At 33.6% G+C, this 19,764-nt stretch carries 20 protein-coding genes and 2 pseudogenes; 18 read left to right on the top strand and 4 right to left on the bottom strand.

Annotated features, from left to right (window positions below; genetic code table 11):
- Positions 1-55 precede the first annotated feature (55 nt).
- From SJY24_RS19515 to SJY24_RS19495, 6 genes and pseudogenes are all read left to right on the top strand, one after another.
- Positions 56-766 carry an ABC transporter ATP-binding protein gene (locus tag SJY24_RS19515; RefSeq protein WP_377865856.1) on the top strand — a complete coding sequence of 237 codons (711 nt, stop codon included), beginning with the start codon at positions 56-58 and terminating at the stop codon, positions 764-766.
- Positions 759-1,958 (top strand): ABC transporter permease, encoded by a 1,200-nt coding sequence (locus tag SJY24_RS19510; protein WP_377865855.1) that lies wholly within the window; start codon positions 759-761, stop codon positions 1,956-1,958. The genes SJY24_RS19515 and SJY24_RS19510 overlap by 8 nt, the downstream gene beginning before the upstream one ends.
- A 281-nt stretch (positions 1,959-2,239) precedes the next feature.
- Positions 2,240-2,827, top strand: a complete 588-nt coding sequence (locus SJY24_RS19505; RefSeq protein ID WP_377865854.1) for a YpjP family protein — start codon at positions 2,240-2,242, stop codon at positions 2,825-2,827.
- Between the two features lie 107 nt (positions 2,828-2,934).
- Positions 2,935-3,576 (top strand): HAD family hydrolase, encoded by a 642-nt coding sequence (locus tag SJY24_RS19500; protein WP_377865853.1) that lies wholly within the window; start codon positions 2,935-2,937, stop codon positions 3,574-3,576.
- Between the two features lie 7 nt (positions 3,577-3,583).
- Positions 3,584-3,732: pseudogene (locus tag SJY24_RS32085) on the top strand (VOC family protein); the annotation flags it as partial.
- Between the two features lie 11 nt (positions 3,733-3,743).
- On the top strand, positions 3,744-4,673 hold the full coding sequence (locus SJY24_RS19495) for an aminoglycoside phosphotransferase family protein (protein ID WP_377865852.1): 930 nt from the start codon (positions 3,744-3,746) through the stop codon (positions 4,671-4,673).
- 36 nt (positions 4,674-4,709) lie between these two features.
- On the opposite strand, the pseudogene SJY24_RS19490 reads toward SJY24_RS19495, so the two are convergent.
- Positions 4,710-4,844: pseudogene (locus SJY24_RS19490) on the bottom strand (S41 family peptidase); the annotation flags it as partial.
- A gap of 45 nt (positions 4,845-4,889) precedes the next feature.
- On the opposite strand from SJY24_RS19490, the gene SJY24_RS19485 reads away from it, so the two are divergent.
- The 3 genes from SJY24_RS19485 to SJY24_RS19475 all read left to right on the top strand — a co-directional run bounded on the left by SJY24_RS19485 (position 4,890) and on the right by SJY24_RS19475 (position 7,885).
- Entirely contained in the window at positions 4,890-5,750 is an 861-nt protein-coding gene (locus SJY24_RS19485) for an AraC family transcriptional regulator (protein WP_377865851.1), read from the top strand.
- Positions 5,751-5,903: 153 nt separating this feature from the next.
- Positions 5,904-7,013 (top strand): alpha/beta hydrolase, encoded by a 1,110-nt coding sequence (locus SJY24_RS19480; protein ID WP_377865850.1) that lies wholly within the window; start codon positions 5,904-5,906, stop codon positions 7,011-7,013.
- Between the two features lie 8 nt (positions 7,014-7,021).
- Complete coding sequence (locus tag SJY24_RS19475; RefSeq protein ID WP_377865849.1) at positions 7,022-7,885, top strand: phosphatase PAP2 family protein; 864 nt, start codon at positions 7,022-7,024, stop codon at positions 7,883-7,885.
- A 170-nt stretch (positions 7,886-8,055) separates the two neighbouring features.
- Here SJY24_RS19475 and SJY24_RS19470 read toward each other — a convergent pair whose 3' ends face one another.
- Positions 8,056-9,513 (bottom strand): serine hydrolase, encoded by a 1,458-nt coding sequence (locus SJY24_RS19470; RefSeq protein WP_377865848.1) that lies wholly within the window; start codon positions 9,511-9,513, stop codon positions 8,056-8,058.
- A gap of 199 nt (positions 9,514-9,712) precedes the next feature.
- On the opposite strand from SJY24_RS19470, the gene SJY24_RS19465 reads away from it, so the two are divergent.
- The 5 genes from SJY24_RS19465 (at position 9,713) to SJY24_RS19445 (ending at position 15,004) form a co-directional block, all read left to right on the top strand.
- Positions 9,713-10,669 (top strand): thymidylate synthase, encoded by a 957-nt coding sequence (locus SJY24_RS19465; protein ID WP_377865847.1) that lies wholly within the window; start codon positions 9,713-9,715, stop codon positions 10,667-10,669.
- Between the two features lie 20 nt (positions 10,670-10,689).
- A complete protein-coding gene (locus SJY24_RS19460; protein WP_377865846.1) occupies positions 10,690-11,178 on the top strand; it encodes a dihydrofolate reductase in 489 nt (162 codons plus the stop codon).
- A gap of 156 nt (positions 11,179-11,334) precedes the next feature.
- Complete coding sequence (pbpC, locus tag SJY24_RS19455; RefSeq protein ID WP_377865845.1) at positions 11,335-13,320, top strand: penicillin-binding protein 3; 1,986 nt, start codon at positions 11,335-11,337, stop codon at positions 13,318-13,320.
- 217 nt (positions 13,321-13,537) lie between these two features.
- Complete coding sequence (locus SJY24_RS19450) at positions 13,538-14,173, top strand: FMN-dependent NADH-azoreductase (protein ID WP_377865844.1); 636 nt, start codon at positions 13,538-13,540, stop codon at positions 14,171-14,173.
- A gap of 111 nt (positions 14,174-14,284) precedes the next feature.
- Complete coding sequence (locus tag SJY24_RS19445) at positions 14,285-15,004, top strand: lysophospholipid acyltransferase family protein (protein ID WP_377865843.1); 720 nt, start codon at positions 14,285-14,287, stop codon at positions 15,002-15,004.
- Between the two features lie 41 nt (positions 15,005-15,045).
- Here the strand turns inward: SJY24_RS19445 and trhA are convergent, their stop codons facing one another.
- Complete coding sequence (trhA, locus tag SJY24_RS19440) at positions 15,046-15,702, bottom strand: PAQR family membrane homeostasis protein TrhA (RefSeq protein WP_098500252.1); 657 nt, start codon at positions 15,700-15,702, stop codon at positions 15,046-15,048.
- A 214-nt stretch (positions 15,703-15,916) separates the two neighbouring features.
- Here trhA and SJY24_RS19435 point away from each other — a divergent pair, with 214 nt between their 5' ends.
- The 4 genes from SJY24_RS19435 (at position 15,917) to SJY24_RS19420 (ending at position 18,463) form a co-directional block, all read left to right on the top strand.
- Positions 15,917-16,102, top strand: coding sequence for a twin-arginine translocase TatA/TatE family subunit (locus tag SJY24_RS19435; protein WP_000492443.1), 186 nt, complete (start codon positions 15,917-15,919; stop codon positions 16,100-16,102).
- Between the two features lie 42 nt (positions 16,103-16,144).
- Positions 16,145-16,885 carry a twin-arginine translocase subunit TatC gene (gene tatC, locus SJY24_RS19430; RefSeq protein ID WP_000390123.1) on the top strand — a complete coding sequence of 247 codons (741 nt, stop codon included), beginning with the start codon at positions 16,145-16,147 and terminating at the stop codon, positions 16,883-16,885.
- A gap of 330 nt (positions 16,886-17,215) precedes the next feature.
- Complete coding sequence (locus tag SJY24_RS19425) at positions 17,216-17,467, top strand: DUF2535 family protein (RefSeq protein ID WP_000629009.1); 252 nt, start codon at positions 17,216-17,218, stop codon at positions 17,465-17,467.
- Between the two features lie 153 nt (positions 17,468-17,620).
- Positions 17,621-18,463 (top strand): DegV family protein, encoded by an 843-nt coding sequence (locus SJY24_RS19420; protein ID WP_098500441.1) that lies wholly within the window; start codon positions 17,621-17,623, stop codon positions 18,461-18,463.
- Between the two features lie 199 nt (positions 18,464-18,662).
- Here the strand turns inward: SJY24_RS19420 and SJY24_RS19415 are convergent, their stop codons facing one another.
- Positions 18,663-19,637, bottom strand: a complete 975-nt coding sequence (locus SJY24_RS19415) for an MBL fold metallo-hydrolase (RefSeq protein ID WP_377865842.1) — start codon at positions 19,635-19,637, stop codon at positions 18,663-18,665.
- Positions 19,638-19,764 lie beyond the last annotated feature (127 nt).

Raw genomic sequence — 19,764 nt, 5'->3', positions numbered from 1 at the left:
AGTTATATGTTATTCTTTTCCTTGATTGTATTGGAAATGGAAAGAAGGGGAATGTATGTTAGACGTGAATATCCGCTCTGCCGGATATGATATAGAGGAAAAGACAATTCATGATATTGCCTTTTCGATTGAAAAAGGTGAATTAGTTGCACTTATTGGTGCGAATGGTGCTGGGAAGAGTACGACGATTAAAACGATGCTCGGTTTACTTGTAAATATGAATGGTGAAATATCATTCGGTGAAAAAAAGAACCCTTATGCATATGTGCCGGAGCATCCGACATATTATGATTATTTAACGCTATGGGAACATATTGAATTATTAATGGCTGCTCGTGAGAATGAAGTAGGAAGCTGGGAAAGGGAAGCTGAAGAATTATTACATATGTTTCGAATGGATAAGCATAAGCATGAGTATTTATCAAAGTTTTCAAAAGGGATGAAACAAAAATCGATGCTTATATTGGCGTTTTTAACTAAGCCAGATTTTTATATAATTGACGAACCTTTTATCGGATTAGATCCAGTAGCTACGAAAGAGTTTTTAAGTTATTTATATAAAGAAAAAGAGCGCGGGGCAGGAATTTTACTTTGTACGCACGTATTGGATACTGCTGAAAGAATTTGTGAAAGATTTTTACTCATATCAAAAGGTACATTAGTCGCAGATGGTCATTTAGAGGCAATTCAAACGTTAGCAGAAATGCCAGGGAGTTCATTATTAGACTGTTTTGATGTAATCGTAAGGCGTGAACAGCATGATTAAAAAACAATTTTATAAAAGATTACGCCATGAACTCCAGCGGAAATGGAAGTCCATACGTTCGGTAACAGATTGGACAGTTGCGTTATATATAATTATTCCAGCACTTATATTTATGGGAATCTATTATCGATCACTATGGACGGAAACATTATCGATGGAAGAGACGGTGTATTTCGGATTAGGTTTACTCGCATTTTATCTTGTAACATATTCGAGAGGTGTACGCACGTTTTTTGAACAAGCGGATAGTTTATTTTTAATTTCGTATCCCGCTCACATGCAAAAGTTAATTCAGTATGGCATGACATATACGTTTATTCGAATAGCGATAACGAATGTAGTAGTAGTAGTTGCTATGTTACCGGTGTTGATGAAAAGTATTGGAGTGACGAAGGTACAAGTCGTATTATTTTGGCTATTCTTTACTGTATTTCGATTTATGTTGTCGTTATTAACGAGATTTATTCATGTACGTGTGGGGAAACGATGGCTACTATGGATTATAAAAAATGTAATATCTTCTATAAGTCTATCCTTTTTTGGAGTGAGTCTGTTTCTTATTTATAAAAATCCATTTTATTCTATACTATGTATCGGTCTAGCAGTTTTTCTAATTATCATATTGATAAAAGAAAAACTAAATTATAAAAATTGCTTTTTTAAAGAAGTTGAGAAAGAGAAAGCAGAAAGTATGCGCTGGACGAGTGGGATTATGCAAGTTGGTGGTCATACAGCTAAACCGAGTAGTTCGAATAAAAAACCGTGGATGTTTCCTCGTTCTAAAAAGTTTTTAGGGAAGAAAAAGGATTCTCGTATTGTTGAATCCTTTTTAAAAGAATTTTTCCGTACAAGTAGTGCACGAATATTTTATATTCAAATTGTATGTATAAGCACTGTCAGTATTATCATGAGTCCGAGGTGGATTGCATCTATTATTCTTGCATTTGCTTTAGTTGGAATTTCTCGTTATGCGCGCGATTATTGGAATGAATTTACGAAAAAAATGTTTCTTCATTTATATTGTGATGAAGGAAAATTACTATTGTTAAGATGGAAGGCAGATCGTTATTTGCTCTTTCCAGTCGTATTCATATACGGGACAGTTATCCTTTCTCAGTTTTACTTATTGCCAGCAGTTATTATTGGGTTTATTTTTATAGTATTCATTGGTTGGATTGTATTTTTACCATAGAAAAGAGCCGGAAACGGCTCTTTTTCTAGTCTGTAACACACTGATAAATAAAATATACTAAAAGGAGTATGCTTGCGGCGGAGTACATGGCATCTAAAGTCATCTGATCGCCTCCTCGTTGTTGTTGTATTTATAGTGTATGAAATCTTACAATTTCATATTCAAGTGAAAAATATGTGAACGTTAACAAAATTGTAAAGTGCAAAAATTACAATCATTTTGTATAATAGAAGAAACAATCGTTATATAAAATATAATGAGCGAAAGGGGAGGGAACATAAATGCCAAATTGGTTTAGAAAAACCTTAGTCGCATTAATTACCGTATTTACATTTGGTTTAGTGACGCCTCCTTCCATATTACTTGATAATGCCAAAGCTGCGGACAAGCCTACGAGCACAGCTGGGCAACAAAATTTGGAGAGTACGTCCTATACATATGAAGAAACGAATGATAGGTTAACCACCGATACCTTTATTAATTATGCGATGCAAGAAGCAGAGATGCAATCTATGCAAAAATTTGGCTCTAAAATTGGGCCTGTAATTGAAGATGAATTTAAAGATGTTGTATTACCTAAAATTGAAGAGGCAATTGCGGAACTTGCCAATGATGTGCCAGAAGAATCGTTACAATCATTAGCGATTTCTCAAAGACCAGCTGGCGGAAATAATGAAAAGATTTTTCATGTTTATGATACGAAATCAGGAAATGACTTACTGCGATTTCATGTGAGGAGAGATCATCCGCCGCAAGATGGATATTATTTTAATTTCCACTATCATCGTTTTGATGATGGGTACTCAGGACACCATGAGTTAGGAAATATTTATTGGAATACAAATGTACCGCCGAAATGGCTGTCTTAAAAAAGAACAAGAGAAAATCTTGTTCTTTTTTTATATTTATGAAAGGGTAAGACATTTATGTTGTTGAATAATATATGTTTAGGAAAAAAAGCAAAGGGAGTAAGGGAATGCAAAAATATATCGTTTTTGACTTTGATGGCACATTAGTAGATTCACAAAATATATTTGTACCGATTTATAATCAACTTGCTGAAAAGCACGGATATAAAACGGTAAGGGAAGAAGAAATTGAGTATTTACGTAAATTAACGATGCCAGAGAGATGTAAACAACTCGATGTACCACTGTATAAACTACCGATATTAGCGCTGGAGTTTTATAAATTGTATCAACCTGCTATAAAAGATCTCATTTTGTTCCATGGGATGAAGGATGTATTAGATGAACTACATAAAAAAGGCTACGGAATTGCAGTCATATCATCGAACTCAGAAGAGCATATTCGGGCATTTTTACACAATAATGATATAGAAAATATACAAGAAGTGTATTGCTCTAAAAATTTGTTTGGCAAAGATAAAATGATTAAAAGATTTTTAAAATCGAAAAAGATAACAGAGAAAGATATGTTATACGTTGGTGACGAACAGCGAGATGTAGCAGCATGTAAAAAGGCTGGGGTGAATGTAATTTGGGTATCTTGGGGATATGATGTCATTGAAACAGTGAAAAAAGATGCACCAGATTATATGGTCAATACACCGATGGAAATTGTGCAAGTAGTACAAGGGGCGTATTCATCATATTGAATTTTGGGTAGCAAAGTTTCTTGCTGGTAATAAGGTGAAGGTTATACGTGGTCCAATTGAAATGAATCATTATTCGGATGTTACTATACAATAGACTTTTATGACCCGAAGGGCTATATTGTAGAGGTTGCGTATACACCGAATACAGAAACGTAAGGAGAATAGACATGAAGATAATTACAACGTGGAAAAACAATATACAAATAGTAAAAGATGCAGCAAATATTGAAGAAATCTCTAAAGGTTTCTCTCCTGATAAGAAATATATAGTTACGACAATTGATGATGAAAAATATTTGTTACGGATTGGCGATATACGAGAGTATGAAAGAAGGAAAATAGAATTTCAAATTTTAAATGAAATGGTAAAACGTAACGTACAGGCACAAAGGCCGATTGAAATAGGTATATTGGAAGAAGAAGGTGTATATAGTATTTTCTCATATATAGAGGGGGAAGATGCGAAAAAATTGTTGCCTACATATACACCAAAAGAACAATATGAAATTGGTATAGAGGCAGGAAAAGATTTAGCAAAAATGCATACATATGAAGCTCCTAAGGACATACTTCCATGGTATGAAAGAGCAATGAAAAAACATCGAAAATATGTAGAGGCATATAAAACATGTGGAATAAAAATAAAAAATGATGATAAAATCATAAAGTTTATAGATGAAAATGAAATATATTTAAAGAACCGCCCAAATCGATTTCAACATGACGATTTTCATTTAGAGAATATAATTGTACGTGATGCGAAATATGTAGGTGTTGTTGATTTTAATGGCTACGACTGGGGCGATCCACTTCATGATTTCGTAAAAATTGCACTATTTGCAAGGGATATTAGTATTCCGTATTCAATCGGACAAATAGAAGGATACTTTAATGGGAGAATACCAGAGGAGTTCTGGAAATTATATGCGGTGTACGTTGGTATGACAGTTTTCTCATCAGTTGTCTGGAGTTTACGAGCAGCACCGCATATGTTAGATGATACGTTAGAACGCCTTACTATCGTTTTAGAGGATCATAAAAACTTTGAGCTATTAAAGCCAATTTGGTTTCAACCAGAAAAGATTGATATGAAATAGAAAAGGTAGGTGTGATTCACATCTACCTTTATTTTTTTACCATTCTTCGTTTTGGAGCAGTTGTAATGCTAACTTTAAATCCACATCTTCTTGTATACGTTCCGGAGTCCACGGGATATGTATATGCGGTTGTATACCAATTCCGGACATTCCTTCACCTTTATACATAATGAGAAACTTGACGAATCCATTATAATAAAAAAAGGGGGTGGATTATTGAAATTCAGGCAAGGTAAATATGAAGAAATAAAATTACGTGATAAAATTCCAGGAATGGTTGAATATATAGAAGACACAATGTTACCTACTGGTTTTCACTATTATATTCCTCCGCACTGGCATAGAAGTATTGAAATTAGCCTAGTCGTATATGGAGAAGTTTTCTTGTATGTGAATGGGCAAAAAAAGAAAGTATCTGCTGGCGAATTTATTTTTGTAAATAGTGGAGATGTTCATGAATTTGAAAAAGTTGAAAATACAAGTTGTGCAGTAATGATGTTAATTATTTCTTATGAATTTCTTAAAGAGCTAAATGAAGATTTTGATAAATATAGATTCAATATAAAGGAATCAGTTGTTCAGAAAACTAACCTCCAGCAAATGTTTTATGAATTAAAGGGGTTAGTCACAAATTCTGATGATTTAACTTACATAAAAATTAATAGTTTAATTTATGAAATTGTTTATATTCTATTGCGATATTGCAAAGATGGGGAGAATATAGACAATGATTTTCAACTTGGAAATAGACAGAAAGAAATGATTACGTATATTTACAAACATTATGATGAGGAACTAAAACTGAAAGATGTGGCCAAATACTTTTTTGTAAGTGAAGAACATTTTTCACGTATGTTTAAAAAATCGTTCGGATCAAATTTCACCACTTTTTTAACGAGATACAGGCTCTATAAAGCTTATGAAGATATTATTAGAAGTACAAATTCTATACAAGATATAGCGCTGAAACATGGATTTCCAAATGTGAAATCATTTATTTCACAGTTTAAAGACAAATATGGATATACACCATTACAGTATAGGAAAAATAGCACATCAAAAAATGACAATAATTGAATCAGATATGAACAACAATAAAAAAACGTTCCATGGTACATTTTGTACATGGAACGTTTTTAATTTAATAATAGCGTTTGAAGTAAGTTTCAAAGGGGATTTATATAATCCCTAAAAATGAAAACGCTTAAAATGAGAGAGGATGAATACTAGATGACTAGAAAATATGACTTAGACTTATTAGAAAAAATGCAAGAAAAACAAGAAATCATCAATGTGCAGGGGGCAAAAATCTTAGTAAAAAACATACCAGATTGTGATGAAAAAGGTGCTATGGATCCACGTCTTTATAAGGATATGAAGGTTCAAATGAATGTAATGAGGTTTATGCCTAAAAATATGATGAAAATGGATGCTTCTGAAAAATCAGTAAAGAATATGCGAAAACAATTTAATGGAATTAAAAGTGTTCCCATTGTCACTAAAGACATAAATATTACGCATAAAACTGTGAAAGCTGAAGATGGATTTGATATTCCGATAAGAATTTATAATAGTAGTTCTAAACAAGAGAATGCACCAATTCTATACTTTATTCATGGTGGTGGATTTATGGCAGGTTCACCAGATGTAGTAGAAGAACTTGTGAAATTGATAGTGGAAAAAACAGATATATTAGCTGTTTCTGTGGATTATCGATTAGCTCCAGAAAATCCTTTTCCAACTGGGCATACAGATTGTTACACTACTTTAAAGTGGATTTATGAGAATGCTGACACATTAGGTGGTGATAAGAATAATATCTTTGTGGCAGGTGATAGTGCAGGAGGGAACTTAACACAGTATTGTACAACTAAAGATTTGGAAGATGGTAGGAAGTACGTGAAGGGACAGTTGCTACTGTATCCTACAATTAATATGTGTGATTATGAAGATGAGTTTTATTCTTGGAGTATAGATAAATATGAAATTGCTCCAAAGTATAAAAAAGGATTAGAAAAAATGCTTAATATTATGCATTCAATGGTTGGAGGTATGTCAGAAGTACTTGGTACGAAAGAAATTAATTCTAAGTATTTAAGCCCATATGTTGATGTATCCCCAGATTATCCAAGTACATTTATTACGGTAGGAGAGCATGATTTTCTAATGATAGAATGTTTAGCGTATGCAGCTAAATTAACTAACAAAGGAGTTGATACTGAAACAGTCCTTTATAGAGGTTTAGGGCATGCTTATGGAGATAACGTAGGTGTTTATCCTCAAAGTGAAGATTTAGCAATTGAAATGGGGAATTTTATATTAAAGCATAGTAGAAAGTAGGGAGAATGATGAAAAATAGAAAAGTGATATTAATTGTTAGCTTTGCTATTTTACTATGTATCTTTGCGTTTACAGACTTACAAATATCCAATAGTTTATATGAACCAACTAATAAGATTGCTCTTTTTTTACAAGCTATAGGAGAAATTCCAGCGATGCTTATTGCCCTATTTTCTAGTATGTATTTATTTAAAACTAGAAAAAATCAAGGTTCAAGAGGATATTTTCTATCTGTAATTGGCTATGGAGTAATCATTCTTTTGTTCGCTTTTATAGCTGCATTTATGTTAGTACATTATTTAACCATTTCAAAATTTTTAATTCCAATTTTTATGCTTTGCTTTATTGTGGCTTGTTATATGATTTCTAAATCATGGAGTAAATATGATGATGCAAGATTGAGAGAAATTGCATTAATTGGATTGTTAAGTGTAGTTATTGTATTAATTACATTTAATTTAATAAAATTAGGATGGGATAGAGAACGCTATCGTCATATGGTTTCTATTGGATCGTTTGAAGGGTTTTCAAAATGGTTTGTACCTCAGGGAATCGCTAAAAGTGATGAGTTTATGTCGTTTCCATCAGGTCATAGTGCCAATGCAGCGCTAGTCATTTGGTTTAGTTTATTACCGGAATATTTCGCTTCCCTAAAAAGAAAAAAAATAGGTGTTTGGATTCTCATTCTTTTATGGATGATAGTGGTACCATTGAGTCGTATTATGGTAGGAGCTCATTTTGCTTCAGATGTTACAGTTGGAGTCGCTATCGCGGTAACTGTGTTTATGTGTTTGGAAAAATTTATTTGGAGAGATAAGAAAATTAAACTCGCCAATAATAACTATATTCTTCCATATTCAGTAAAACGGTAATAAGAAAACAATGCTCTATGAAGGATTATTTTGAGATTATTTAATGATGAATGGTTTGATTAATATTAAAAGATCATTTGTTCAATTAGATAATCAAATTAATAGTTTTAGATGGAATTTCTACTTGTGAAAAAATAGAGGGAAGCGAAAGCTTCCCTCTATAAAATTAACTATTCAATTTTAGTAAATGTAAGAGGTTGGGTACTTAGCATTGCAGGTACATGTAACTGCAGCGATGGGAATTCACCACTTACATTCATTTCATAAGAGAATAATAAACTCATTTTCATTTGGAATAAATCAACTTCTGCAGAGAAAATGTCGTAGTGATGATGCCCTAATTGAATTTCCATCTCCATAAATTGTACATATAACGAATCATCTCGTTTGTATACTTGTAACGTTCCATATGCAGGATGTTCAAAAGTACCAGTATAATCCTCTAACTTGTGAGAAGGTGTAGTACCTTTAATTTGTTCAGGAATGGATTCAGTTGTTTCTTTCATCATTTCCTTCATTTTTTCACTATCTTCTACAGCACGTTTATGCCAGTCGATAGATTCTAATCCGAGTAGCTCGTCGTAAATTTGGTTAGCAAGATATATAGGCAGTAATGTACCTCCAGCATTCGTTAATATAACGAGACCTACATTTTCATTTGGCATAAATGAAACAAACGCTGAAAATCCATCGATATTACCGCCGTGATGAATCATTTTATAACCACGGTAAGCGCTAATAAACCAACCAAGCCCATAACTATTTAATGGAGATTCAGGAAGTGATAAAGCTGGTTGATCTGGAATTGAATTATGTGGTGTACACAGTTGTTGTAATAATTCAGAGGAGATTAGTTCATGATCACCAAATTTCCCTTCGTTTAAGTGAAGAAGTACCCAATTTGCCATATCTTCAATTGTAGAATTAATACATCCAGCAGCGCCAACTGTATCAATGTTACGGAATGGAACTTCTTTCATTTCACCGTTATTTTCAACGTAAGGTAATGCGTAATCATCTGTATTTTGTGAGTCTGTAACAGAGAAGTTTGTTTGATCCATATTTAAAGGCTCTAAAATATGTTCTGCAACATATTGTTCCCATGTTTGATTCGTAATGTTTTCTACAATATAACTAATTGTCGCATACATTAAGTTGTTATAAAGAAATGCTGTGCGGAACGGTGCATCAAGTGATAAATGTTTTATTTTTTCAACAAGATCTTTTCGAGTTAAGGAAGAACTGTACCAAAGAGCATCGTGACGACTTACCCCAGTACGATGAGAAGCTAAATCTCGTCCTGTAACTTGCGAGTTAGCAAGTAGTTCAGATAAAGAGAAGTTAGGTATATAAGACTGGACAGAAGTATCCCAATTAAACTTTTTTTGCTGTGCTAATAAACTTAATGAAAGTGTGCCAAAAGCTTTCGTTGAGGAACCAATTGCGAACCGAGTACTCGGTGTAACAGCCTCTTTTGTCTCTATATTACGATAGCCGAAACCTTCCGAAATAATAACTTCACCGTCTTTTATAACAGCTACAGCAGCACCAGGAACATTTAAATCCTTCATCATTTTTTCAACCGTTGTTTGTAAAGAAGTCATAACAGGAGTTTCAATTTTAGACATACTTCTAACCTCCAAATATAAATTTTATCCTACCGCACTATACTTTCGGTAATAGAAAATGAAAACCTTTATAATTATGGAAAGTTAATAATTTTGTAAGAATTATTGAAATGAAATTTTATTAATCAAGATTATTAAATTCACTGTTTTTCATGTTATGATAAATTTCATATAAGATTGAAAGAAGGTTTTCCTACATATGAAACATGCTGAATATGAATACTTAAATTTATGCCGTCACGTAATGGAGCACGGTACAAAGAAAGAAGATCGTACGGGGACTGGTACTGTATCTGTATTTGGTTACCAAATGCGTTTCGATCTAAGTAAAGGATTTCCTTTATTAACGACAAAGAGAGTCCCATTTCGCCTTGTAGCAAGTGAACTGCTTTGGTTTATGAAAGGTGATACAAATATTCGTTATTTATTGCAGCATAATAATAATATTTGGAATGAATGGGCATTTAAGAGCTGGGTGGAAAGCGATGAGTATACTGGTCCTGATATGACTGATTTTGGTCTTCGCTCACAACAAGATGAGAAATTTAAAGTGCAATACGATGAGCAAATGGAATTGTTTAAAAAGAACGTTTTAGAAGACGATGAATTCTCAACGAAATTTGGATATTTAGGAGACGTATACGGAAAACAATGGCGTGCTTGGAAAACGACAGCTGGTGAAACACTTGATCAGCTAAAAGATGTAATTGAAATGATTAAGAAAACGCCAGATTCACGTCGCTTAATTGTTTCTGCTTGGAATCCTGAAGATGTACCAAGTATGGCTTTACCGCCTTGTCATACGCTATTTCAATTTTATGTAGCGGACGGAAAACTTTCTTGTCAGCTATATCAAAGAAGTGGAGATATATTCCTTGGAATTCCATTTAACATCGCAAGCTATTCATTACTAACACATTTAATTGCACATGAATGTGGTCTTGAAGTTGGCGAGTTTGTTCATACAATTGGTGATGCACATATTTATACGAATCATTTTGAACAAGTAGAAAAGCAGTTGGCACGTGAACCACGTTCATTCCCGAAACTTACATTAAATCCAGATGTAAAATCTGTATTCGATTTTGAAATGGAAGATTTAACGATTGAAGGATATGATCCACACCCAGCAATTAAAGCACCGGTTGCAGTATAATTGTAGAGGAGATGAAAAGAATGATTATTTCATTTATGGTCGCAATGGACGAGAATAGAGTAATTGGGAAAGATAATAACTTACCTTGGCGTTTACCGAGTGAATTACAATACGTGAAGAGAACGACGATGGGCCACCCGCTTATTATGGGAAGAAAAAACTATGAAGCGATTGGTAGACCGCTTCCAGGAAGACGTAATATTATCGTAACACGTAACGGTGATTACCATGTAGAAGGTTGTGAAGTTGCTCATACCGTAGAAGAAGTGTTTGAACTATGTAAAAATGAAGAAGAGATTTTTATTTTTGGTGGAGCGCAAATTTATGATCTCTTTTTACCTTACGTAGACAAATTATATATAACAAAAATCCACCATGCATTTGAAGGGGATACATTCTTCCCAGAAATGGATATGACAAATTGGAAAGAGATTTTTGTAGAAAAAGGTTTAACGGATGAAAAAAATCCGTATACGTACTATTACCATGTATATGAAAAGCAACAATAATAATAAAGATTGATGTGAACATTCGCATCAATCTTTTTATTTGTATTCATAGATATAAGTTTATTGATGATATACGATAGTGCTATAATGAAAGATAGCATGTAAAAAATGCTAAAATTTTCAAGAGTATTCATGTAGAAAGAGGAGGAGAATCGATTGAGAAAGATATGGGGGATTCTATTTCTTTGCTTAACATTCATGTTAGTCGGATGCGGTAAAGAAGAAAAACCACAAGAAGCGTTTGATACATATGCAAAAGCATGGAATAAACAAAAATTTGCAGATATGTATGATCAATTATCAGAAAATGCAAAAAAAGATATTTCAAAGAAAGAGTTTACTGAGAAATATGAAAAGATTTATTCTGGTATCGAAGTGAAAGACTTAAAGGTAGAAACAGGGGAAGTAAAAGAAGATAAAAAAGATGAAGGCCCTGTTCCTTTTAAGGTAAGCATGGATACAGTTGGAGGTAAAATCACTTTTGGCCATGAAGCAAAAATGGTGAAAGAAAAAGATGGAGATAAAGAATCTTGGAAAATAGATTGGACTCCTGATTTCATTTTCCCTGGTATGACAAAAGATAGTAAAGTGCGTATGCAAACGACGCAACCAAAACGTGGAGAAATATATGACCGTAACGGTAAATATCTTGCGGTAAATGGTAAAGCTTCTGAAATCGGAATGATTCCTGAAAAGTTAGGGGATGCTGCTCCGCAAACGAAAGAAACGGTAGCGAAGTTGTTAAATATGTCTGTAGAAGAAATTGATCAAAAACTAGCTGCTAAATGGGTAAAACCAGGGTATCTCGTACCAATTGGAATTTTACCTGAAGGGGCAACTCAAAATACGTATCTTGATTTACCTGGTGTTGTAACAAAACCTGTAAATGTTCGTACATATCCGTTAGGAGAAGCAGCGGCACATCTTACTGGCTATATTGGAAAAGTGAATGCTGAAGACTTAAAAACGCTACAAAAGAAAGGCTATCAAGCCGATGAGCCAGTTGGTAAAGCTGGATTAGAGCAAGTATTAGAAGAAAAGCTGCGCGGTAAAAAAGGTGGCCGTGTCTTTGTAGAAGATGCGCAAGGAAAAGAAATTAAAAATATAGTGAAAACAGATGCTGTTGATGGAGAAAATGTAACTTTAACTATCGATAGTGCTGTTCAAGAAAAAACGTATAATGAAATGAAGGGCGAAGCTGGTTCAAGTGCAGCAATTAATCCGAAAAGTGGAGAAACAATTGCACTTGTAAGTAGTCCAGCATATGATCCTAATTTAATAGCACGAGGCACATCGAAAGCACAACGTGAAGCTTGGAATAATGATCCGAAAAAACCGATGACGAATCGATTTACACAATTATCGGTACCGGGTTCTGTATTTAAGCCAATTACAGGTGCAATCGGTCTTGAAACGAAAACAATTGATCCAAAAGAAGAGTTGAAAATTGAAGGATTGAAATGGACAAAAGATTCTTCATGGGGCAATTATTATGTAACGCGTGTGAAAGATGCGAATCCGATTGATTTTGATAAGGCGATGAAATACTCGGATAATATTTATTTCGCGCAAGAAGCTATGAAAATCGGAAAAGACAAATTTATGAGTGAAGCAAAAAAATTCGGATTCGATGAGAAATTACCAATTGAATATGGATTCCCAGCTTCTAAAATCGCAAATGATGGTATTAAAAATGATATTCAAATGGCAGATACAGGATATGGACAAGGACAAGTCTTAATGACTCCTCTTCATTTAGCTTTAACGTATGCACCGATTGTAAATGATGGAAAGATTCCGTCGCCATATCTTATTAAAACAGATAAACAACCAAAAGCTTGGAAAGAGAACGTGATTTCTAAAGAAAATCAAGATATATTGAAAACGGCTTTAACGAAAGTAATTAACGATCCTGATGGTACCGGGAAAATTGCGAAAATTGATGGTATGACCCTTGCTGGTAAAACAGGAACAGCAGAATTGAAAGTATCAAAAGAGGCAGAAGGAAAAGAACTAGGTTGGTTCGCTGCTTTTGATTTGAATTCACCTGATATGGTCATTACAATGATGATTGAAGATGTAAAAGGTAGAGGTGGAAGTAATATTCCAGCTGAAAAAGTTAAACATGTTTTTCAAAAATAAAAATTGATGAAAACTACCTCCATGGAATAAGGAGGTAGTTTTTTATTTCGTCAGAAACTTAATATAGTAGTATTACTTATTAACTTACGAAAAAAAAGTAGCTATTTTTATTGACAACAGTTAAAACTTTTCGTATTATACTTACATAAGGTAAGTTATTTACTTTCGAATTATAAATCTTGAATTAAAGATAAAATAGAAAAAGGGAGAGAATACAATGACAAAAGTACTATTTATCACAGCAAATCCAAATTCAGCAGAAGGTTCTTTCGGTATGGCAGTAGGAGAAGCTTTCATCGAAGCATATAAAAACGAACATCCACAAGACGAAGTTGTAACAATTGATTTATTCAATACAACTGTACCAGCAATTGATGCAGACGTATTTGCTGCTTGGGGTAAATTTGCAGCAGGTGAAGGATTCGAAACTTTAAGTGAAACTCAACAACAAAAAGTTGCAGCAATGAACACAAACTTAGAAACATTTATGCATGCAGATCGTTATGTATTCGTAACTCCAATGTGGAACTTTAGCTATCCACCAGTAGTAAAAGCATACTTAGATAACTTAGCAATCGCAGGTAAAACATTCAAATATACTGAAAATGGTCCAGTTGGCTTATTAGAAGGCAAAAAAGCACTTCACATTCAAGCGACAGGTGGCGTTTATTCTGAAGGAGCATACGCAGCTGTAGACTTCGGTCGTAATCACTTGAAAACAGTATTAGGATTCATCGGTGTAAATGAAACTGAATATATTGCAGTTGAAGGTATGAATGCTAATCCTGAAAAAGCACAAGAAATTAAAGAAGCAGCAATTGCTAACGCACGTGAATTAGCAAAACGTTTCTAATATAGACTACTTAAAAATGTCCAAACACTTGTTGTTTGGACATTTTTTCTTCTTTTTCCTTCGTTTGTCTAGTATAATGAAGGTCGGAATGATAATAGGTGGGGGTTCTGTATGATTCAAACGTTTTTTAAAATCTTTTATTTAATTTTAATCGTAATTGCGATTACACCGAGAATGTGGCGTCTTAAAAAACAAGTAAATACGATGTCACTGCAAGAAAAAGATAATGCTGTGTATAAAACGACAAATTGGTTTGGTAAAAAAATGGTACGTGTTGCTGGATCGACAGTAGAAGTAAAAGGGCTTGAAAATGTTCCGAAAGACAAGCCGGTACTAGTTGTAAGTAATCATCAAAGTAATATGGATATTCCTGTTTTACTAGGTTACTTGAATAAACCAATTGGATTCGTTTCAAAGGCAGAGATTAAGAAATTTCCAGTTGTACCAACTTGGATGGAACTTATGAACTGTGTATTTATGGTTCGTAATGATCGTCGTCAATCTCTTCAAGCGATTAAAGATGGAATTGAACTATTAAAGAATGGACATTCTATCGTAATTTTCCCTGAAGGAACGAGAAGTAAGGGTGGCGAAATTGGAGAGTTTAAAGCTGGTAGTTTTCACCTAGCAGTAAAATCTGGTGTAGCAATCTTACCTGTAACGTTAGATGGTACATATAAGATGTTTGAAGCGAATGGAAATCGTATGAAACCAGCTCATGCAACAGTAACGATTTCTAAGCCGATTACACCTGAAGAGTATGCGAATATGGATATTAAAGAATTAACAAAACATACACAGGATGTTATTGCATCTCAATTACATAAGTAATAAAAAAAGTTTCAGCTTACATCAAGCTGAAACTTTTTTTATTAAACTGCAGGTAAGACGTAAAAGAGTACACAAAAGAACATCATTGTACTGCCACCTAAAACGAAGAGATGCCAAATGGCATGATTGAAAGGTAGCTTTTCCCAAAGGAAGAAGATTGCCCCGACTGAATATAAAATGCCACCTGCTAAAAGTAGGGAAAAACCATGTCCAGTTAGATTTTCATAAAGTGGTTTAATAGCAACGATTATGAGCCATCCCATAATGATATAACATAAAGTTGATGCTTTTATAAAGCGACGTACAAAGAAAATTTTGAAGACAATACCGCCAATTGCAAGTGTCCATATAATAGCGAGTAACGTCCAGCCTAAAGGTCCACGAAGTGTAATGAGTAGAAACGGAGTATATGTGCCGGCGATTAATAAATAGATGGCTGAGTGATCTAAAATAGTAAATAATTTTTCTACCTTTGGATGGTGAATGCTATGTAGCAACGTTGAAAACAAGTACAGTAAGAACATGCTTACACCATAAACAGTAAATGCAACAACAGCAGATGCAGTACCATGTTTAGAAGCATGAATAATTAATATAATTAAGGCAGGGATGCTTAAAATGGCACCGATACCATGTGTAATTGCATTTGCAATTTCCTCTTTCACAAAATGTGTCATTCGTGTCATTTTTTCAGTCATAATGCAAATCCTTTCTACTATCATAAAATAATATGTCGTTTCCCTTACCATATCATACACAAAGACAATAGAAAATGAAATTTGTATAATTGATTATATTTTTGAATTTTTTTGACAAAAGACAACGGACTTGTTGACGTTTTCAAACTTTTTTGACAAAATAAAATTATGTAATAGTAGGACAAGGAATCTACTAAAAAAAGGGGATGGGGAAATGTTTTCAAATATTGGCTTTCCAGGGTTAATTTTAATTTTAGTAGCTGTACTCATTTTATTTGGACCTAAAAAATTGCCGGAAATCGGGAAGGCTTTAGGGGAAACGTTAAAAGAATTCAAAAAATCAACGAAAGAATTGACTGATGATGCATTTCAAGAGAAGGAAAAGAAAGAAAAAATGTAATGAATTTTCCTTGTAATGGATAAATAAAGTGTGGTGAACGAGATGGAAGATCGGGAAATGAGCGTAGTAGAACATATAGTTGAGCTTCGCAAACGAGTAATATATACAGTGCTATCCTTTGTGCTATTTTTAATTATTGGATTCACTTTTACGAAGGATATTTATTTTTGGCTTGTAAAAGATTTACCAATGAAATTAACTGTTCTCGGTCCAAGTGATGTATTGTGGATTTTTTTCTCGATTGCTACAGTATTTGCTATCGTTTGTACAATTCCTTTTGCTGCTATACAAATTTGGTTATTTGTAAAACCGGGTTTACATCCAAATGAACAAAAGATGACAGTGATGTATATACCGGTATTGTCTATATTATTTATTGCAGGTTTATGCTTTGGATATTTCATTGTAATGCCGTTTTTATTTCATTTTTTAACTACGATAGGTAATGAAATGTTTAATACGATGTTTACGACAGAAAAGTATTTTCATTTTGTTCTCAATTTAACAGTTCCATTTGCTGTAATTTTTGAATTGCCTGTAGTAGTAATGTTTTTAACGAGTATTGGACTGTTGACGGCGGAATTTCTAATAAAAATAAGAAGGTATGCATACGTAGCATTGATTATCATTGCATCGTGTATATCGCCGCCTGATTTTTTATCACATAGTTTAGTAGCAGTACCGCTTATTTGTATTTATGAAATTAGTATCGCTCTATCAAAGATTGTTAGTAAGCGCAAAAAGAAAAGAGAAGAAATACAGTCGAAAAGTGCCTCTTTATAAAGGCACTTTTTAATTTATTTGTTATACTCTAGATATAATCGTATACAATATATAGAAGAAAAAAATTATAGAATCTCCAAAATTTAGACAAACTTTTCACTTTTATAAGTTTATACTGAAGTTATCTAGCTATATATGGGTAATAAGACTCCCGTCTCAAGGGATATATAGGACAGGGGCCGAATTAGGTGGATATAAATGAAGTATTAACTTCTAAACGGGGGCCGCTTAAGAATATTTTAGTTTTCATAGGAAACCTACACTTGAAAAACGTGTTAAAGAATAAAGTGGAGGAAGTTCAAAAATCCAACGAAAAAGAGGATTGATATTGTGATTACGAAAAGTTTTTATTTCACTCATGCAACAGGGAGTTGTATTAAAATATTTGAAATCCCTGTCCTACAAACACAGCATCCATTAGCGTTTCTAATTCAGTCTCGTCTTCAATTGTTTATTGCAAAAATTCAAAAACATAAAAATCCAAGATTCTCGTACTCTTTCCGTGAATATTTACAAAGTTGTTTGAAGTGGAATGATTATTCAAATGTATATAAAACAAATACTCTGGAAAAGAATGCATAATATACAGCAGGGACAGAGTTAAATAGGCTCTGTCTTTTTCATTTTAGGTATAAAAATATAATTAATTTGGTGAAATTTGTTCTAAATTGTTGAAAGCACTGGGAATGCTAGTATAATAACAGGGAGAGCGTATTGGAAAGGGAAGAATATAATATGCAAAAAATTAAAATTGTAACAGATTCAACTGCAGATTTAGCGCAGGATGTAATCGAAAAGTATGGCATTCATGTGCTACCATTATCAATCTCTGTAAATGGACAAACATATTTAGATCGTGTTGATTTACAACCTGATGAATTTATTGAAGAAATGATCAAATCAGAGGAATTACCAAAAACATCACAACCGGCAATGGGTACATTTGTAGAAATGTATGACAAGTTAGGTGAAGATGGAAGTGAAGTACTTTCCATTCATATGACAAGTGGAATGAGTGGTACTGTGGCAACTGCCAATAGTGCTGCATCAATGACCGATACAAAAGTAACAGTTGTTGATTCTCAATTTATTACACATGCTTTAGCATATCAAGTAGTTGAAGCTGCGAAAATGGCAAATGAAGGACGCTCACTAGAAGAAATTTTAAAACGTGTAGATGAAGTGAGAAAGAATACTCGTTTATATGTAGTAGTAGATACATTAGAAAACTTAGTGAAGGGTGGGCGTATCGGTAAAGGAAAAGCGTTTATCGGTTCGCTACTTAATATAAAACCAATTGCTAGCCTTGAAGATGGTGTTTATAACCCTGTAACGAAAGTGCGTAGCCAAGGTCAAATTGTAAAAACGTTAGCTAAGTTATTTGAGGAAGATACAGCTGGAAAAGTTGTAAAAGCTGTTGCAATTCCACATGCGAAAGCAATTCCTTTAGCTGAAAATGTAAAAGCGGCTGTTGAAAAAGTGAGTGGATTTGCTCAATCAGAAATTTTCTATACAACGCCTATTATTAGTACTCATACAGGTCCGGGAGCAATCGGATTTATGTATTTAGCAGAGTAATAAAAAAGCTACTTGAAATGAATTTTCAAGTAGCTTTTTTATGTGAATAGAAAGTAAGAAATAAGAAGGGCTATACAGGCACTCCCGCTAATGATATAGCGAGTCTGTAAATATTCATTCATAGAAAACACCCACTGATTAAAGTTTCACTTTATGATTTTCTATAGTATATGTTGGATATAGAAAATAAGTAGTTACGTTATACGTGTAACGTTTCAATTTTTTCATTTACTTGCTTACCGTTTGTTGCACTATTATAAGTAAAAGTTTGGCCTAAAAAGAGTACATGCAGTTGTTCCCACGGTAACATACGTAAATTCCAATTATTTCGAAGCCTTGTTACTGCCTCGCGGGGTGTTTCATCGGCGAGGGCAAAAGCTCCGTAATGCATCGGTATAAAGTGTGTAGCGTTTAAATCTAAATAAGCTTGCACTGCCTCTTCAGGTGAAACATGAGATACTTTCATAAACCATTCTGGTTCATAAGCGCCAATTGGCATAAGGGCAATATCAATTGAAAAGCGTTTGCCAATTTCTTTGAAACCTTGGAAATAGCCACTGTCACCACAAAAATAAATGGTTTCTTTCGTTGTTTCATTATTAATAATCCATCCACCCCAGTGAGATGTATTCATATCAAATAAGGATCTTCTCGTCCAGTGCTGGGCGGGTACGAAGTGAAAGGAAACATCATTAATTGTTGTGTTTTCCCACCAATTATACTCTTCTACGTTAGTGAATTTTTTGCGAGTAAATAATTTTTTCAGCCCAATAGGTACAAGGTATAGAACATCATTATTTAGCTGGCGAAGAGATGAAAAGTCTAAATGATCGTAATGACCGTGTGAAATAAGAACGATATCGATTTTCGGTAGTTCTTTTATAGAGAGCCCTGGCTCAGTAAGTCGTGGAACCAACTTTAATTTATTTGCCCATACTGGATCTGTTAAAATATTTAAGCCGTTCGTTTGAATGAGAAAAGTGGAATGACCAATCCATGTGACAGTTGTTTTTTCAAAGTTATTGAGCAAAAATTTACTTTGTTTAACAGGTGATTGTTCTACTAGAAAAGAAAAGTCTTTTTTGTTTTGCTTTCTCTCTTTACGCCAGCGTAGGAAGGAGCGAATCGATTTTTTTGTACTTACATTATCCATATTTTCATAGCGCTTAGCCATGAACATCACCTCATTTAAAATCGTTGTAGTTGTATTGTACCGAAATGTTGTTAAGGAATACAGTGTTTAACATGGATTAATGTTTAAGTAATTGTAAAAAAACAGGGGATAGGTATTTACAAATTTA

The organism is Bacillus sp. R86525 (assembly GCF_042466195.1).
GTDB classification, from domain to species: Bacteria; Bacillota; Bacilli; order Bacillales; family Bacillaceae_G; genus Bacillus_A; species Bacillus_A nitratireducens.
The sequence above is the reverse complement of the archived record's forward strand: the minus strand, read 5'-3'. Positions and strand labels throughout refer to the sequence as shown.

Coding starts and splice junctions, on each gene's coding strand:
- SJY24_RS19475 (WP_377865849.1), top strand. CDS start 7,022: ATGAAAAATAGAAAAGTGATATTAATTGTTAGCTTTGCTATTTTACTA.
- SJY24_RS19470 (WP_377865848.1), bottom strand. CDS start 9,513: ATGTCTAAAATTGAAACTCCTGTTATGACTTCTTTACAAACAACGGTT.
- SJY24_RS19495 (WP_377865852.1), top strand. CDS start 3,744: ATGAAGATAATTACAACGTGGAAAAACAATATACAAATAGTAAAAGAT.
- SJY24_RS19420 (WP_098500441.1), top strand. CDS start 17,621: ATGCAAAAAATTAAAATTGTAACAGATTCAACTGCAGATTTAGCGCAG.
- SJY24_RS19465 (WP_377865847.1), top strand. CDS start 9,713: ATGAAACATGCTGAATATGAATACTTAAATTTATGCCGTCACGTAATG.
- SJY24_RS19500 (WP_377865853.1), top strand. CDS start 2,935: ATGCAAAAATATATCGTTTTTGACTTTGATGGCACATTAGTAGATTCA.
- SJY24_RS19415 (WP_377865842.1), bottom strand. CDS start 19,637: ATGGCTAAGCGCTATGAAAATATGGATAATGTAAGTACAAAAAAATCG.
- SJY24_RS19515 (WP_377865856.1), top strand. CDS start 56: ATGTTAGACGTGAATATCCGCTCTGCCGGATATGATATAGAGGAAAAG.
- SJY24_RS19450 (WP_377865844.1), top strand. CDS start 13,538: ATGACAAAAGTACTATTTATCACAGCAAATCCAAATTCAGCAGAAGGT.
- SJY24_RS19435 (WP_000492443.1), top strand. CDS start 15,917: ATGTTTTCAAATATTGGCTTTCCAGGGTTAATTTTAATTTTAGTAGCT.
- trhA (WP_098500252.1), bottom strand. CDS start 15,702: ATGACTGAAAAAATGACACGAATGACACATTTTGTGAAAGAGGAAATT.
- SJY24_RS19445 (WP_377865843.1), top strand. CDS start 14,285: ATGATTCAAACGTTTTTTAAAATCTTTTATTTAATTTTAATCGTAATT.
- SJY24_RS19510 (WP_377865855.1), top strand. CDS start 759: ATGATTAAAAAACAATTTTATAAAAGATTACGCCATGAACTCCAGCGG.
- SJY24_RS19480 (WP_377865850.1), top strand. CDS start 5,904: ATGACTAGAAAATATGACTTAGACTTATTAGAAAAAATGCAAGAAAAA.
- tatC (WP_000390123.1), top strand. CDS start 16,145: ATGGAAGATCGGGAAATGAGCGTAGTAGAACATATAGTTGAGCTTCGC.
- SJY24_RS19505 (WP_377865854.1), top strand. CDS start 2,240: ATGCCAAATTGGTTTAGAAAAACCTTAGTCGCATTAATTACCGTATTT.
- SJY24_RS19460 (WP_377865846.1), top strand. CDS start 10,690: ATGATTATTTCATTTATGGTCGCAATGGACGAGAATAGAGTAATTGGG.